The following is a 15,253-nucleotide window of genomic DNA, read 5'->3' as shown; positions in this document are numbered from 1 at the left end:
ATCTCGCGCTGGATCTGTTCCAGACGCTTCTCGACAGGCGGGCAGACTACTGCCCCGAAAAACGACCTACGTCATATTGGCAGCCTCTTGTGAACTCCTTCACATACAAATTCGTGCGCGGCGTACAGGATATGTCAGAACAGAAAGTTACCCGCCCTTGCGAAAAGATCTTGCAGCAGAAATATAAGATCAAACGAGCAGGACGGTCTTCGCAGATAGGTAACTTTTCGTTCTAGTCGTAATTTGTGGTGGAACCAAACAAAGGAGATCAAAATGTATAAGATCATTACAGTTGCATCAGCATTGCTCATGCTTGCCGCGCCCGCGTTCGCGATCGACTCGACATTCGTGCACAGCCTTCGTGCCGACAATGGTGACTTCGAGGGCCCGGGACAGGTCAAGGGCCAACATCCATTGGCTTCAGGAGAAGCGGTGTATGGGTTCCAGACAGGATCGATCGGGTTGGCTGGTGGCGTTTCGAACTCCAATTGCATGGGGGTTAGCCCGCACCAGTATGACCCTGTCAGCCCCAATTGCCGCAACTGAGATACAAGTGGAGAGCGGTGGCTAGAGCTACCGCTCTCCCGCATCGAGCGGGGAGTGACATTCCTACGGACTGTCAGGATCCGATTTGGCGGCTCTCATTCCGCCCTTGCGAAGTGGCGAACATCAGTTGTCGTTCTGTGACTCGGCCAGATGACGAAGGGCGCCGACGTTGGTTATTCGCAGGCCACCACGCTTGATTGCGATGATCGAGCGGTTGCGCCAACTGTTAAGCGTCTTGTTGACGGACTCTCGCGTGGCGCCCAGGAATTCCGCCAATTCAGACTGGGAAATCGGTATCCAGCCTGACCCATCCGCCATTACGCCAGCCAAGAAGACCAGTCGCTTTGCCAGCCTCGCCTCGATGCCGAAGAAAGCGTGATCCCCAAGTTCGCTGCTGATCCAACGCAGCCGTGTGCACAACAGCTCAATCATGGCCCGTGCCAGAGATGGGTTTTTTTCAATGCGATCGAAGAGTTGCGTCCGGCTGAGCGAGGCTAGATCGCAAGCGGTCAGACAGATGGCGGTTGCGGTGCGCGGGCGCCCGTCGAGCGCGCCAACCTCTCCGACCAGGCTGTGCGCAAGCTCGATATTGGCCACCAGCCTCTGGCCGCCCTGCGAATAGATCGATATCTCCACCGTCCCGCTCATCACCCCGTAAATGCGATCGGATGGATCTTCCTGAACGAAGAGATGCTGGCCTGCCGCGTAGCGTTCGACCTTGCAGCCGCTGAAAAGAAGATCGAATAGGCGTGGGTCAATCCGTGCAAGCCGCGGCAGATCATTTCCATCGTTCGCGTTGCCGGAGGCCATTTTGATTTCCAAATTGCCGCCTCGCTACCCCTGTTCGAGGATCTCCTCGATCGTGGGTGGGAGAAGCGTGGCGCTATGCATGGCGGAGATACCCATGAGGGTTTCGTGCTCGGCCGTCAGGGGCAGGGCGTCGATCGTGCGGTAGAGCCGATCGCGGTGTCCGGGATCAAGCTCACCGTGCTCGGTGAGTGTCTGGAAAGCCGCATGCGGAAACCCCGTCGCGGAGATCAGCGTCTGGATCAGCTTGGGTGTCGGCGGGTGTCCCTCCATCAACGCGACGAAACCAAGGAACGCGATAGGGTGATGGTGATGGATCCAGTAGTACTGCGCTCCCACCAGGCTCGCGACCGTGGGAGATGGTATGCGGCTCAGCGCCGTCGCCCGCTTCACACCCAGCAGTTCAAGGTCATCGAGCAGCAAGTCATCATGCCCCAACTCCTCCTTGACGTGCTCCTTCAGATATCTGGCCAGGCCGGATGCGGCAGGGTCAGCAGCCGCCATTTTGTCCGCCCGCTCCGCTGCTGCTTCGGTCAAGGGCACCGTTGCGCGGATGATTTGGTGCTGAGTGAGCAGGAACTGTGGCCAAAAGTCAGCAAGCCTCGGGTGCGTCACAAGGGTGCGGCATGACTGTGCGTACGGTTGAACCGCAAGATCGATCTTCCGCCGGAGGCGAATGCTCGGCGTAGTAGCGGCCCCAATCTCGATCCCGCTCATGCCGGCATCCCGGTGGTTAAGAAGCATCCCGGTGGTTAAGAAGCGCGGCTAATGAACCTTGATGACGACGTCGACATCTGCTTTCTCCAGGTCCTTCCGCAGCTTCCTTAGGAGGAGTATCTCGCCCCCCGAAAGGCTGGCAAACGTCTCCCAGGCGTCCTGTGGAAGGGCATCCGCCGAGACCTCCATGTCGTCGAGATACTTTTTGACGTGTGGTGGCAATTCTGTTGCCATCGCCCCACCCTCCAGTTATCTTAGACCATCCTAAAATATCCTAGACTAAGACGGGTCTGTCAAGAGAGCGGACTTGCCCTCCGTAAGGCCTGGCCGTACAGTCCATAGGCTAATGAGATATGCTCTTGGGAGCTTGATCTGTTCGACATGCGGATCTGCCAATGCAGCCGAATTGCAGTTCTGTGCGTCCTGTGAATCGCCGCTAACCCAACGAGCTTCCGGTGCCGCCGATACGCGCAAGGTGGTCACGGTCCTCTTCGCTGATATTGTCGACTCGACGGCGTTGGGAGACGAGCTCGATCCCGAGTCGCTTCGCAATCTCATGACCCAGTACTTTCGGGAGATGGGCGCGGTAATTCGTGGTCACGGAGGGACAACCGAGAAGTTCATCGGGGATGCGATCATGGCGGTGTTCGGCATCCCACTCCTGCATGAGGACGACGCGGTGCGTGCGGTTCGAGCCGCAGTTGCAATGCTTCGTGCGCTTCACCGGCTGAACGATGAGTTCGAGGCGCGTTGGGGAATCAGGATCGTGATCCGCATAGGTATGACCACGGGTGAGGTGATCGCCGGGGATCCCAGCCAGGGCGAAACTTTCGCGGTCGGAGACGCGGTCAACATTGCTGCTCGGCTCGAACAAGCTGCCGGGCCAGGGCAGGTCCTGATCGGAGACGCGACGTATCGGCTGGTCCGCGATGTCGCGATGACATCGCCGATCGAGCCGCTTCGCGTGAAGGGGAAGTCAGAGCCCGTGGCCGCCTGGAACCTCGTGGATGTGGCACCCGCGGCCCTCGCTGCCCGTGGTCTCGAATCCCCTCTTATCGGTCGCGACAAAGAAGTCGCCGCAATCGGCGAGATGTTCGAAAGGACGGTCAAATCTCGATTATGCGAAGTCGTAACGGTGATGGGCCCGGCGGGAATCGGCAAGTCCCGGCTGACGCGTGAATTTCTTCCCCGACTCGAAAGGACAACGATGGTCGTGGGGGGGCGATGCCTGCCATACGGCGAGGGTATTACCTTTTGGCCCATCATCGAGGTGCTAAAGGCCGCGGCGGGCATCACGGATAGTCACTCGCCCGACGATGCTCGCGCAAAGATTGGCAAATTGCTGGAAGGCCCCGATGCCGCGCTGGTCGTCGAACGCCTGTCGGCACTCATGGGCCTCACCCGCGCGACGCCTGGTGTTCAAGAGACGTTCTGGGCCGTGCGCAAGCTGTTCGGCAAGCTGGCGACGCATCGGCCATTGGTCGTTGTGTTTGACGACATTCACTGGGCCGAGCCGACGTTCCTCGATCTCCTCGAATATCTCGCCGATTCGTTGGGCGGCGTACCGGCGTTCTTCCTCTGCCTCGCTCGCCCTGAACTGCTCGAGGTCCGCGCCGGCTGGATGACCTCAAAGGCGAACGCGTCTCTCATCACCCTGCGCTCGCTGAGTGATGCTCATACAGACAGCTTGATCCGGAACTTGCTCGGAGGAGCGGAGCTCGCGAACGATGCCCGCGCGCGGATCGCCGATGCCGCTGAGGGAAACCCTCTCTTCGTGGAGGAGACGCTGCGGATGCTGATCGACGACGGCTTGCTTATTGCCGTCGACGGAACGTGGACGGCGGCTGACCACCTATCGAGGCTGACGATTCCACCGACGATCAACGCCCTTATCAACGCGCGCCTGGACCGGCTCGGCGCCGAGGAGCGCTCTGTGATCGAACGAGCATCCGTGATCGGGCGCATCTTCTGGTGGGGGGCCGTCGAGGAGATGTCGCCAGAAGAGCAGCGGCCTCGCGTCGGCGGCCAGCTTCAGTCTCTGGCGAGAAAGCAGCTGATCCACCCGGATCGCTCGGATCTGGAGGAGGAAGATGCCTTTCGCTTCACTCACAGTCTTGTCGGGGACGCGGCCTACAATGGCATTCCGAAGGGCGTACGAGCCCACATGCATGAGCGTTTCGCTTCGTGGCTAGAGGCAAGGATGCGCGAGCGGGCCCGAGAGTACGAAGAGATCGTCGGCTACCACCTCGAGCGGGCCTACAGGTCTCTCGCGGAGCTCGGTCTATCGAACGAGCGCGTCGAGTCTCTGGCACGACGTGCGAGCGTGCCGCTGGCTTCTGCCGGGCAGCGCGCCTTCGCGCGGGGCGACATGCCCGCTGCGGTCAACATGCTGTCGCGCGCCATCTCGCTCGGCCCTCGCGACGATCCTGGGCGACTCGCACTCTTGCCGGAGCTCGCATTTGCACTGCTGGAGACCGGCGACCTCGAGCGCACGCGTGGCGCCATCGCCCAGATGCGTGAGGCTGCGACCGCCTCCGCCGATCGTCGACTGCAAGCGCATGCGCTCATTCTCGATCTGTGGGTGCGCTTCCTGTCAGAGCCCGAGGGGTGGGCGGACGAGGCGTACCGAGAGGCACGGCAGGCCATGTCGATGTTCGAGCAGGAGAACGACGAGCACGGCTTGGCCAAGGGTTGGTCCTTGCTTGGCCTGTTTCATCTGACGAAATGCAATTTCGGCGCCTCTGAAGAGGCGTGGGAGAGCGCGGCGGCGCATGCGTTTGCAGCCGGCAACGACAGAGAATGGCTCGAGTCGCTCTCATGGGTGCCGCTTGTCGTGTGGGCGGGCCGTATGCCGGTCAAGGCGGCGATCGGCCGGTGCAAGGACGTGCTCGCCAGGGCGCAGGGTGATCGCAAGGCGATGTCGGCGGCGCTCTTCAGCTGGGGGAATCTCGAGGCGATGCGCGGCCGATTCGATGAAGCGCGGCAGTTGATAGCGCAGGCGAGGTCAATGGTCGAGGAAGTCGCACTGACCGTGTGGAGCGCGGGACCTCTTACTGAGATGAGCGCCCTGGCCGAGCTCTGGGCGGGCGACGCGGCAGCCGCCGAGCGGGAGCTTCGCTGGGGCGTAAGGACCCTTCAACGCACGGGCGAGTTCGCATGGTTGCCTACGATTGCCGGCATCCTCGCCCAGGCCATCTATGTCCAAGGCCGGTACGAGGAGGCCGAGGCGTTCGTTCGGTTGGGCGAGGGGATCGCCGGCAGTGACGACACGTACTCGCAAGGCCTGCTGCGATGCGTTCGGTCAAAGATCTCGGTCCGTGAGGGCGATGTGAAGGGAGCTCTCCGTATGGCCCGGGAGGCTGTCGCAATCGCGGAGCCGACGGACTTTCTGTTCCTCCAGTCGTTCGTCCTCGACGGTCTTGGAGAGGTTCTCCACATCGCCGGCCTCCCGGAGGAAGCGGATGCAGCGCTTGCGGACGCTGTGCGTCTGTGCGCGCAAAAGGGCTTTGTCGTCGGTGCACGACAGGCTCGAGGGCGACGAAGAAAGCTCGCGCTGTAGGGCGGCCGCCATTTCCTCGTTTCGTCTCGGCCGCAACAGACTCCATTCGGCTGAATCTCGCAGGCTATCCGGGGCCGCGCGTGGACGAAGCGTGCGCATACAAAAGTTGCATAAGATAGATTATGGAACTTATGCGTTGGCCAGCATCTGGGAATTGCCGCTGATTTTCATAGGTTTGACTCGATCGAGGCGTGTTGCCTTGAGCTAACAGCCGACGTTACGTCGCCGCCGAGGAAGCTGATACGACCGTGCAGCAACATGCGCGGCCGGGTTTTGCTGTTTCCGTCGTGACTGCTTTATCCCCGCATGGGCTATGAACGGATTGGAACGCTGCTGATATTCGCCCCAAAGAGCAGAACACCTTCATGAGAGCCCGTTCGTATCACGCTGATTCATAGGGAATTTCGATCACCATGCCGTCATAGGCCGGGGTGACCTTGGCCGGCACTTCGCCCTTGACCGTAGCATAGTCGAGCGGCACGTGCATGTGGGTCAGCACGGCATTCCTCGGTGTGAGCCTCTCGATCCAGCCGAGCGCTTGGCCGAGCGACAGATGGCTGGGATGAGGATTGTATTGCAGCGCGTCGATGACCAGCATTTCAAGGCCGCGCAGCCGGTCGGCCGTGGCGTCGGGAAAGTCGCTGATATCAGGGCAATAGGCCAGGCCGCCGATGCGGAAGCCGAGCGAGATGATGTCTCCATGAATTTGCGGCAGCGGTTCGAGGGCGAGGGCACCCCCCTCACCTTCGATCATCACAGGCTTTGTGTGGTCGATAATATGCGCCCGCACGATCGGCGGATAGGAACTGCCCGGCGGCGTCTCGAAGCAATAGCCGAACGCCTGCCGCAAGCGCAGCATCGTCGGCTGATCGGCATGGATGTCGATCAGCCGACGCTGCTCGAGCACATAGCCGCGCAGATCGTCGATGCCGTGGATATGGTCGGCATGTGGGTGCGTGTAGACGACCGCGTCGATGCGTTTGACCGACGCAAGCAACATCTGTTCACGGAAATCCGGCCCGGTGTCGATGACCACGGTGGTACGGCTGCCATCGGCTGCAATCCGTTCGACCAGAGCTGCCGTGCGCATGCGCCGGTTCCTCGGATTGCTCGGGTCGCAATTGCCCCAGTCGCCGGTGATGCGCGGCGTACCTGGCGACGAGCCGCAGCCGAGAATGGTGAGGCGCAGCCGGTCGTTCATCGTTCAGGCGCTCAGTTCGGCAGGTCGCGGCATCTTGCCGAACAGGCGGAAGAAATTGTTCGTCGTCAGATCCGCGATTTCAGCTTCGCTGACACCAATCGTCTCCGCCAGCACCTTGGCGGTGTGCGCGACATAGGCCGGCTCATTGCGCTTGCCGCGAAACGGGATCGGCGCCAGATAGGGTGCGTCGGTTTCGACGAGCAGCCGGTCATGCGGCACATCGGCGGCGATAGCGCGCAGTTCGGCTGAGTTCTTGAAGGTCAGGATGCCCGAGAACGACACATAGCCGCCGAGCGAGACGCCCACCTCGGCCAGCCGGCGTCCGGAGGAGAAACAATGCAGGATGAAGGGGAAGGCGCCCTTTCCTGTTTCGTCCTCGAGAATGGCTGCCATGTCGTCATCGGCATCGCGCGAATGGATGACGAGAGGCAGGCCGGTCTGGCGAGCGGCGGCAATGTGATTGCGAAAGCCCTGCGCCTGCGCATCGCGCGGCGCCTTGTCGTAGAAATAATCCAACCCCGCTTCGCCGATTGCCACCACTTTCGGGTGTGCCGACAGTCGGATCAGCTCCGCCGACGTCACGTCCAACTCCTCCGCCGCATTGTGCGGATGGGTACCGACCGAGCAGTAGATTTCGTCGAAAGTTTCCGCGATTTCAAGTATTTGCTGAAACCGCTTCACACGGGTCGAGATCGTCACCATGCGGCCAATTCCGGCCGCTTTGGCGCGGGCGACAATGGCCGCCCGCTCCTCGGCGAAATCTGGAAAATCCAGATGGCAGTGACTGTCGACAAGCATCAGGCGTTCGCGCTCGGCTGTTCGACGTAACGTGGAAACACGCCTTCCGGCACGGGCAATGCCGTGCCGGGCACAAGCGCATGGTCGGCGTGCACATGCACGAAATCACGCTTGTCCGCGGGCACCGCCAGCAGGTCAAGCAGCTTCGATGCCGATCCCGGAATGTACGGCTGGCTCAGAAGTGCAACGCGACGGACAATTTCGGCGGTGGTCCACAGCACCGTTTCCATGCGTTCCGGATCGGTTTTCTTCAGCGCCCATGGTGCCTGTCCAGCGAAGTATCGATCGGCTTCCGCCACCACATCGAAGATCGCCGCCAGTGCCAGATGAATGCCTTGCCCGGCCATGGCCTTGCGCGCGGTGGCGAGAGCGGTCACCGCCTGATCCAGGATGGCGCTGTCGGCTTCCGTCAAATCGCCGCGCTTTGGCACCACGCCGCCGCAGTTCTTGGCGATCATCGACAGCGACCGCTGCGCCAGATTGCCGAGGCCATTGGCAAGGTCGGCGTTGGTGCGGTTGACGATCGCTTCATGGCTGTAGCTGCCATCCTGGCCGAACGGCACCTCGCGCAGGAAGAAGTAGCGCACCTGGTCGAGACCGTAATGCTCGATCATGGTGAACGGGTCGATGACGTTGCCGACCGATTTCGACATCTTCTCGCCACGGTTGAACAGGAAGCCGTGGCCGAAAACCCGCTTCGGCAGCGGGATGCCCGCCGACATCAGGAAGGCCGGCCAGTAAACCGCATGGAAGCGCACAATGTCCTTGCCGATGATGTGGGCATCGGCCGGCCAGAAGCGCCATTTATCATCGTTTTCATCGGGATAACCGACACCGGTGATGTAATTGGTCAACGCGTCGACCCAGACATACATGACGTGCTTCTCGTCGCCTGGCACCGGGACGCCCCAGTCGAACGTGGTGCGCGAGATCGACAAATCCCTGAGTCCCGATTTGACGAAACTCATCACCTCGTTGCGGCGCTCGGCCGGGCCGATGAAGTCGGGCTGGCTTTCATAAAGCTCGATGAGCTTGTCCTGATAGGCCGAGAGGCGGAAGAAATAACTCTCTTCCTCGACCCATTCGACCGGCGTTCCCTGCGGCCCGTAGCGGACATTGTCGGGACGGACCTCCGTCTCCTCCTCGCCGTAATAGGCTTCGTCGCGCACCGAGTACCAGCCGGCATAGCCGCCCTTGTAGATGTCGCCATTGGCGTCCATCGCCTTCCAGATCGCCTGCGAGGACGCATAGTGCCGATCTTCCGTGGTGCGGATGAAATCGTCGTTGGAGGCGTTGAGCGCGGTCGCCATGCGCTTGAAATCGGCCGAGTTGCGATCGGCCAGCTCGCGCGCCGAAATGCCTTCGCGCTTCGCCGTCTGCAGCATCTTGATGCCGTGCTCATCGGTACCGGTGAGGAAGAAGACCTGCTTGCCGTCGAGGCGCTGGAAGCGCGCAAGCGCGTCGGTGGCGATCAACTCGTAGGCATGGCCGATATGCGGCTTGCCGTTCGGATAGGAAATCGCGGTCGTGATGTAGAATGTGTCGCGTGACATGAATGAACCGTCATGAATGTCTGAATGGAAGCCGTGGCGGTGGATATCGCATCGGAATGGCGATTGCCATCCCGGTGGAGACCGTCACATTCGCATCGCAGAATTCAGGCGGTCGATCATGGTCAAGGCGTGCTGCTTCTTGTCGAGATTGTAGGTGTCGGTCTCAGATATAGCGTCGAGCGCCTCGTGCCAAGTGTCCGACAATGTTTTCGCCCTTGCGAGGTCGCCGGCGAGCGCAGCCTGGCTTGCAGCATCCGATAAAAGGTCGAGCGCCCGGCGGTTGAAGATATCGAACTGGATCGCCTGGTCGCGGCCGGCGACGGCTTCAGCGAGCCGATAGGCGCCGCCGATGTCGCTCTTTCCCTTCGCCACCAGCGCATCGAGCGTCTCGGCGATCTCCAGCCCGCCATATTGCGTCAAAAGGATCGCGTTGCGGGCGCTGCCCCCTGCCCGCTCGACCAGTGCCGCCCGCGCGGCCGGATCGTCCGGTGGCGGCGGCTCGGCGGTTTCCAGCACCGCCATCAACTCCTCGGCGTCGAGCGGAGTCAGGCGTATCACCTGGCAGCGTGAGCGGATCGTCGGCAGAAGGCTGCCCGGCGCATGGACGATGAGAATGAACAGTGTTCGCGCCGGCGGCTCCTCAAGATTCTTCAGCAAGGCATTGGCGGCGTTGGCATTCATGTCGTCGGCCGGATCGACGATGACGACCCGGTAGCTGCCGTCATGCGAGGTCATCGACAGGAAGCGACTGACCCTGCGGATCTCGTCGACGGTGACGACCGTCTTGAAGCTCTTGGTCTTGTCGTTCATCGGCCGGGTCAGGTGCAGCACGCCAGGATGTGCTCCGGTCGCGATCTGGCGAAACAGCGGTGAGGCCGGATCGGGACTGGCAAGGCGTTCCGGCGCCTGCTCGAAGGCCGGGTGCTTCAAGAGATGGTGCGCCAGGTGGAAGGCCAGCGTCGCCTTGCCGATGCCGACCGGCCCGGCGAAGATCAGCGCATGCGGCAGCTTTCCCGATCGATAGGCGGCGGCGAGCATGTCGGCCGCCTGCCTGTGCCCGACCAGACGGGGCGTTTCGGACGGTTCGGGCACGCCGTCCAGCGTGTCATGCTGTTCTGGCGCGATGCGTTCGAAGATCATACCGGTGCGGCCTGCCTGTTGCGCGCGGGCGCCCTCGCCTCCAGCGCCGCGAAGACGGCCGCGGTGACGACATCCTCCACCGTATTGGGATCGGCGGAGGCGTCAACGACGATGCAGCGTTCCGGCTCTGCCGCGGCGATCGCCAGAAAGGCCGCGCGGCGGGCCTGATGAATGGCCAGCGTCTCCTTTTCGAAGCGGTCGGGGTCGGCGTCGCTGCCGCGCCGCAGCGTCGCGCGCCTGAGGCCCTCGGCCGGATCGATATCGAAGATCAGCGTCATATCGGGCATCATGCCATTGATGGCGACCTGTTCCAGCGCGGCCATGAACGCCGGGTCGATCCCGCCGGTGACGCCCTGGTAGACGCGCGAGGAATCCAGGAAACGGTCGCAGAGCACGATGGAGCCGCGCTCGACCGCCGGCCGGATGACCTGTTCGACATGGTCGGAACGCGCGGCGGCGAAGAGCAGCGCTTCCATCTTCGGTCCGAATGGCTCGGCGGCACCCGAAAGCAGCACATGCCGGACCGCTTCGGCGCCTGGCGAGCCGCCCGGTTCGCGCGTCAGCAAGACATCATACTTCTTGGCGCGCATCTTTCTCGCCAGCCGCTCGATCTGCGTCGACTTGCCTGCGCCCTCGCCGCCTTCGAAGGTGATGAAAAATCCGCGCGCCAATCGAAAGGGCCTTTGTCCAGGTGGATTGTTGCGCACTAGATAGTCCGGGTTCGGGAAAACGTCCATGCCGTCGGTGCTATCGCAGCCAGCCGATCGCCAGTTCCTTGACGGCATCGAGCGCGCGCTGCGGCAATGTGCCGACGCCGATCGATTCGGCAGCGAAAAGCGGTGTCTCCTGGCTCAGCGTGTCGCCGATCCAGACGCGCAGCGCACCCACCGGCTGCCCCTCCTCCACGGGTGCCGCAACTGGCCCGGTGTAGACGATCCTGGCCGTCAGCTTGTCGCGGTTGGTGATCGGCAGGAAGATGTCGATCGGCCCTTTTGCCTTCAGCGTCACGCCGGATTTCGCACCGCCAAAAACCTGGGCCTCCCCGACCACCTCGTCCTTGGCGAAGATCTCGGTCTTCTCGAAGGAGCGCGCGCCCCAGTCGAGCAGCTTGCGCGCCTCCTCGGCACGCTCCTTGTCGTTGGCCAATCCGCTCATCGCCATGATCACCCGCGTGCCGTTGTGGCCGACCGAAGCGACAATACCGAAGCCCGAGACCTCGCTCGCGCCGACAGCCAGACCGTCGGCCCCGATGTCCATGGCCAGCAACGGATTGCGGTTCCTCTGCGAGATCTTGTTCCAGGTGAAATCCTTCAGCCCGTAGTAGCGATAGAAATCCGGATAATTGCGCCACAAATGCAGCGCCAGCAGCGCCAGCTCGCGCACCGTCGTCTGCTGGCCGTCTGCCGGCAGGCCGGTCGAATTGACGAAGGTCGATGTCTTCAGCCCGATCTGGCGGGCACGCTCGGTCATTTGCGCGGCAAAACTGTCCTCGGATCCGGCCATGCCTTCGGCAATGACGATGCAGCCGTCATTGGCCGCCTGCACGGTCACGCCCTGGATCAGATCCTCGAGCCGGATCGCCGATTTGAGCTTGGCAAACATCGTCGATGTGCCCGATGGCGCGCCGCCCTTGCGCCAGGCGTTTTCGCTGACGACGAACGTGTCGTCGAGCTTGAGGCGCCCGGACTTGATGGCGTTGAAAACCACCTCCATGGTCATCAGCTTGGCCATCGAGGCCGGCGGGATCGGCTTGTCGGCGTCTTTCGAGAACAGCACCGTACCGGTGTCGGCATCGATCATGAAGGCCTGCGTGGCCTTGGTCTCGAAAAGCTGCGCTTGAGCTGGTACGAGGCAAAGCAGCAGCAAAGCCAGTCCCAGAAAGCCGGCAAATGGCGGAAAGGCGCGCAACTGCATGAAATCTCGACCCGTTTGCCGGTTTTGGCACAGCCAAGCTATCAGGGTTTTTTCCGCCGGATCAACCGCCCGGGCAAAATAGGTCAGTTGCGCACAGCCAGTGCATCGGGTGCGCCGTGCGACCATGCCGCCTGCAGCAATTCGTCCAGGCCGCCATGGCCGTTCGGATAGAGATTGACCGCGTACCAGTCATTGCCGTCGAGGTCGGAACGCTGGATTTCCGTTCGGCCGAAGGGCTGAAGTGCCGCTGCCACGCGCTTGGCTTCGGTGGCGTCGTCGAACGTGCCGGCGGCGACATAGTCGGCGCTGGACGGTGACGCCTGCGGATTGGACTTTTTCCACGACCGCAGGATATCGGCGGGCGACATGCCGCTGTCATCCAGCGCGGCAAAGACGTCGGCGCGCTGCACGCGTTCATCCGCGTAGGACAGCGAGGCCACAGCGAACGGCGACTGCGGCGGCAGGCGGATCTCCGGACGCTCCGGCACGATCGGTCCGAAATCGGGCAGTGCCAGATCGCCGAAAGCCGGTGCCTGCGCCGACAGGGACGGCTGCACGGCCTGACCGGAATCCGTCAGCTGGCCGGGGAACGGCACGGCGGCCGCGCCCACCGGCAGGCTTGGCGACGGTCCGTTCATGGCCACCATGACGCCGGTCGGCAGGCCGTCCGACGGATCGGGAATCCTGTTGCCCGGGTGGTAGGAGGCCATCAGATACTGGTCGTCATTGCCGTCGAGCGGCGCACGGCCGACATATTCGACCTTGACCTTGGCGGTGCCGACCTTGTCGTAGTCGAGCATCTGCGCCGCGCGCTCGGAGACGTCGATGATGCGGCCCTCATGATACGGCCCCCGGTCGTTGACGCGCACGATGACCGAACTGCCGGTTTCGAGGTTGGTGACGCGGGCGTAACTCGGCAGTGGCATGGTCGGATGCGCGGCGGTCAGTTGCGCCGTGTCATAGACTTCGCCATTGGCGGTCAGCCGGCCATGGAAGGCGTCGCCATACCAGGAGGCCAGGCCGACCTTGGCGTAGTGCCGGTCTTCCTTGGGATAGTACCACTTGCCTCGCACCTGGTAAGGCTTGCCGAGCTGGTCACGACCGCCGCCGCGCCGCATGAAATTGACGCGCGGGCTCGCCTTCACGCCATATTCGGTTTCGGCGAAATATTCCTTGGAGCGATGCTTGGGATTGACCATCGCCTTCGGCTCAGGCTGCGACGCGCAAGCCGCCAGCAAGGCGGCCGACGCAGCAAACAGCGTAAGCGTGGAAGAGCGACGAAGACGCTGATGCGTCGTAGCCTGCATTATCCTGAAATCCCCTACAGTCTCAATCAAGACGCCGTCGTTTGAACAGCAGAGGAGCCAAAGCACTCGCTCGACAATACCAACGGCACCCTGAACCCCGATCCTTTGTGCGCAGGAATTGTTTATCACGATATTAATCGATTGTGGCCGGAACCGGGCAAGATTGTGGCATTGCCCCTGCCGCGCGGGTCGGTGAAGGAACGCGCGCGGCCACGCAAGCCGGTTGACAGGCCTTTGCCGGGCACACTAGAGCATCGAATGTGATGGACAGTCACTGGAGGGATGGCCGAGCGGTTTAAGGCACCGGTCTTGAAAACCGGCGTGGGCGCAAGTTCACCGTGGGTTCGAATCCCACTCCCTCCGCCAGATTTCTCGCATAACTAGAATGCGCTAATGCGATTCTCCATGCTCCTTTTTTGCCTGGGGGCCTTCTTCTGGGATTTCGCCGCCAACAATGGCGAATTCACCACTAGGCTTTGTATGCGAGTTGCCAACCTGATCCAGACGTCAGGGCTTTGACAGGTTCGGAGATCCTCCCCAGCCGTACGGGAATGGACAGGCAAGCGATCGCTGGGCCCATCCGCCTCCAAACCAGCGATGAGAACTCGACTTCCTTGCCAGTGACTGCAAAATCGCGTCGAGGATCGTCCGATAGAGGCTTTCGCCCTCTTCATCGATCTCGCTCCGCTTAATGCCAAGTGGCCTTTGCGTCGGCGATCAGCTGTCAGTTCGTCGACCAAGATGACGTCGGCCTTCGTCGTCTCAGGGACCTTTGCGACCGCTAGCCGAGGCTTGACCCCGGGGAGGCTTCTCAACCGCTTGCTCAACGGACAGCCGCTCTTCCCGTAGCCGCGCCGTCTTGACAATCCGGCTTTGACGCTCCGCCTCAATCGCAATTTTAGCCTCACGATCGGCGCGCTCGAATCGTTCCTTGTCCACTCGTCTTCGGGTCATGGAAAGCCTCCGTTGGCTGACCGACCTTTGAATGTTGCCTCGCAGATAATGTTCCGTCGCAGGATCAGGTTAGGTCCCTGTGCGTGGCGGCACCTGATCGAGGAGTGTAATCTCATCAGTGGGTGATGGCAGTTCGCCATTTGGAGTCAGCTTGTCGACCGCCTCCGGCAAGTCTTTCGTGATCCTGGCAATCAGTTCATCGCGCGACAGGCCAGTTTGCATGGAAAGCGACGTGAGAGTCTCCTCGTCTATCGCTGTTTCGACATCCTTCGGGTCGATCGGCTGGTTCGGGCCGGGACTGACCCACGAATCCACCTTCGACCCTGCTCCCGCATTCCTGAAGCGGTCGAGGATGTCCCCCAACGCCGTCCCCGAGACACTCTTGGATACCTGATCCAAGAGCCCGCCTTGAGGATTGTTCGGATCGGTATTTCTCGCACCGCGGATCAAGTCTCCGATCTTGTCGCGATTTTGATAGGCCAGAATGCCGAGCATGGCGACAGCCATTCTTCCAAGATTTGCCATTGGTTTTCCTCCCTAGGGTCACAAGGAGAAGGTTTCGTGCTGGCAAAGGTTCCACCTGTTCGGGTCGAGTAGAGCTTCCAATGCGTTCAGTCCGTCTCCAGCCGGAAATCCTGCAGCGAACCGTGCCGCAGATCCTCTTCGCCGCGCAAGTGCTTCACACGGCCAATGATGCCAGGCTTGACCCATTGCGTCGCCGGTCGCTTCATCCCCTGGGGCGCAGGCCCGGCATGCT

General features: G+C 61.8%; 13 protein-coding genes and 1 tRNA gene. 3 read left to right on the top strand and 11 right to left on the bottom strand.

The window, feature by feature from the left end; all coding sequences use genetic code 11:
* Positions 1 to 273 precede the first annotated feature (273 nt).
* The gene (locus D3242_RS32745) at positions 274 to 546 is read left to right on the top strand and encodes a hypothetical protein (protein WP_019858047.1); all 273 of its coding nucleotides are present in this window, start codon (positions 274 to 276) and stop codon (positions 544 to 546) included.
* Between the two features lie 123 nt (positions 547 to 669).
* On the opposite strand, the gene D3242_RS32740 is transcribed toward D3242_RS32745, so the two are convergent.
* From D3242_RS32740 to D3242_RS32730, 3 genes are read right to left on the bottom strand one after another with little or no spacing between them, the layout of a single operon-like run.
* Positions 670 to 1,356, bottom strand: coding sequence for a Crp/Fnr family transcriptional regulator (locus tag D3242_RS32740; protein WP_019858048.1), 687 nt, complete (start codon positions 1,354 to 1,356; stop codon positions 670 to 672).
* A gap of 24 nt (positions 1,357 to 1,380) precedes the next feature.
* Positions 1,381 to 2,070, bottom strand: coding sequence for an iron-containing redox enzyme family protein (locus D3242_RS32735; RefSeq protein ID WP_223217735.1), 690 nt, complete (start codon positions 2,068 to 2,070; stop codon positions 1,381 to 1,383).
* 48 nt (positions 2,071 to 2,118) lie between these two features.
* Entirely contained in the window at positions 2,119 to 2,304 is a 186-nt protein-coding gene (locus tag D3242_RS32730; RefSeq protein ID WP_019858052.1) for a hypothetical protein, read from the bottom strand.
* Positions 2,305 to 2,545: 241 nt separating this feature from the next.
* On the opposite strand from D3242_RS32730, the gene D3242_RS32725 reads away from it, so the two are divergent.
* The gene (locus D3242_RS32725; RefSeq protein ID WP_167470478.1) at positions 2,546 to 5,629 is read left to right on the top strand and encodes an ATP-binding protein; all 3,084 of its coding nucleotides are present in this window, start codon (positions 2,546 to 2,548) and stop codon (positions 5,627 to 5,629) included.
* A 382-nt stretch (positions 5,630 to 6,011) separates the two neighbouring features.
* Here the strand turns inward: D3242_RS32725 and D3242_RS32720 are convergent, their stop codons facing one another.
* From D3242_RS32720 to D3242_RS32690, 7 genes are all read right to left on the bottom strand, one after another.
* Positions 6,012 to 6,830, bottom strand: coding sequence for an MBL fold metallo-hydrolase (locus tag D3242_RS32720; RefSeq protein ID WP_064982399.1), 819 nt, complete (start codon positions 6,828 to 6,830; stop codon positions 6,012 to 6,014).
* Between the two features lie 3 nt (positions 6,831 to 6,833).
* The gene (locus D3242_RS32715) at positions 6,834 to 7,628 is read right to left on the bottom strand and encodes a TatD family hydrolase (RefSeq protein ID WP_064982397.1); all 795 of its coding nucleotides are present in this window, start codon (positions 7,626 to 7,628) and stop codon (positions 6,834 to 6,836) included.
* Positions 7,628 to 9,181 (bottom strand): methionine--tRNA ligase, encoded by a 1,554-nt coding sequence (gene metG, locus D3242_RS32710; RefSeq protein WP_064982395.1) that lies wholly within the window; start codon positions 9,179 to 9,181, stop codon positions 7,628 to 7,630. Before metG ends, D3242_RS32715 begins: the two co-directional genes overlap by 1 nt.
* Before the next feature lie 84 nt (positions 9,182 to 9,265).
* On the bottom strand, positions 9,266 to 10,321 hold the full coding sequence (locus D3242_RS32705; protein WP_064982393.1) for a DNA polymerase III subunit delta': 1,056 nt from the start codon (positions 10,319 to 10,321) through the stop codon (positions 9,266 to 9,268).
* Positions 10,318 to 10,992 (bottom strand): dTMP kinase, encoded by a 675-nt coding sequence (tmk, locus tag D3242_RS32700; RefSeq protein WP_019858058.1) that lies wholly within the window; start codon positions 10,990 to 10,992, stop codon positions 10,318 to 10,320. Before tmk ends, D3242_RS32705 begins: the two co-directional genes overlap by 4 nt.
* 76 nt (positions 10,993 to 11,068) lie before the next feature.
* Entirely contained in the window at positions 11,069 to 12,235 is a 1,167-nt protein-coding gene (locus D3242_RS32695; protein ID WP_019858059.1) for a D-alanyl-D-alanine carboxypeptidase family protein, read from the bottom strand.
* A gap of 83 nt (positions 12,236 to 12,318) precedes the next feature.
* Positions 12,319 to 13,542 (bottom strand): septal ring lytic transglycosylase RlpA family protein, encoded by a 1,224-nt coding sequence (locus tag D3242_RS32690; protein WP_064982392.1) that lies wholly within the window; start codon positions 13,540 to 13,542, stop codon positions 12,319 to 12,321.
* 276 nt (positions 13,543 to 13,818) lie between these two features.
* Here D3242_RS32690 and D3242_RS32685 point away from each other — a divergent pair.
* Positions 13,819 to 13,908, top strand: a tRNA-Ser gene (locus D3242_RS32685).
* 657 nt (positions 13,909 to 14,565) lie between these two features.
* Here the strand turns inward: D3242_RS32685 and D3242_RS32670 are convergent.
* Positions 14,566 to 15,021, bottom strand: a complete 456-nt coding sequence (locus D3242_RS32670; RefSeq protein WP_064982390.1) for a YidB family protein — start codon at positions 15,019 to 15,021, stop codon at positions 14,566 to 14,568.
* Positions 15,022 to 15,253 lie beyond the last annotated feature (232 nt).

The organism is Mesorhizobium jarvisii (assembly GCF_003601985.1).
GTDB classification, from domain to species: domain Bacteria; phylum Pseudomonadota; class Alphaproteobacteria; order Rhizobiales; family Rhizobiaceae; genus Mesorhizobium; species Mesorhizobium jarvisii.
Note: the sequence above shows the minus strand (reverse complement) of the source record. Positions and strands in the feature narration are given on the sequence as shown.

Excerpts from the sequence above, each read along its gene's own strand:
- D3242_RS32745 (WP_019858047.1), top strand. The coding sequence starts at position 274 with ATGTATAAGATCATTACAGTTGCATCAGCATTGCTCATGCTTGCCGCG.
- D3242_RS32740 (WP_019858048.1), bottom strand. The coding sequence starts at position 1,356 with ATGGCCTCCGGCAACGCGAACGATGGAAATGATCTGCCGCGGCTTGCA.
- D3242_RS32735 (WP_223217735.1), bottom strand. The coding sequence starts at position 2,070 with ATGAGCGGGATCGAGATTGGGGCCGCTACTACGCCGAGCATTCGCCTC.
- D3242_RS32730 (WP_019858052.1), bottom strand. The coding sequence starts at position 2,304 with ATGGCAACAGAATTGCCACCACACGTCAAAAAGTATCTCGACGACATG.
- D3242_RS32720 (WP_064982399.1), bottom strand. The coding sequence starts at position 6,830 with ATGAACGACCGGCTGCGCCTCACCATTCTCGGCTGCGGCTCGTCGCCA.
- D3242_RS32715 (WP_064982397.1), bottom strand. The coding sequence starts at position 7,628 with ATGCTTGTCGACAGTCACTGCCATCTGGATTTTCCAGATTTCGCCGAG.
- metG (WP_064982395.1), bottom strand. The coding sequence starts at position 9,181 with ATGTCACGCGACACATTCTACATCACGACCGCGATTTCCTATCCGAAC.
- D3242_RS32705 (WP_064982393.1), bottom strand. The coding sequence starts at position 10,321 with ATGATCTTCGAACGCATCGCGCCAGAACAGCATGACACGCTGGACGGC.
- D3242_RS32695 (WP_019858059.1), bottom strand. The coding sequence starts at position 12,235 with ATGCAGTTGCGCGCCTTTCCGCCATTTGCCGGCTTTCTGGGACTGGCT.
- D3242_RS32690 (WP_064982392.1), bottom strand. The coding sequence starts at position 13,542 with ATGCAGGCTACGACGCATCAGCGTCTTCGTCGCTCTTCCACGCTTACG.
- D3242_RS32670 (WP_064982390.1), bottom strand. The coding sequence starts at position 15,021 with ATGGCAAATCTTGGAAGAATGGCTGTCGCCATGCTCGGCATTCTGGCC.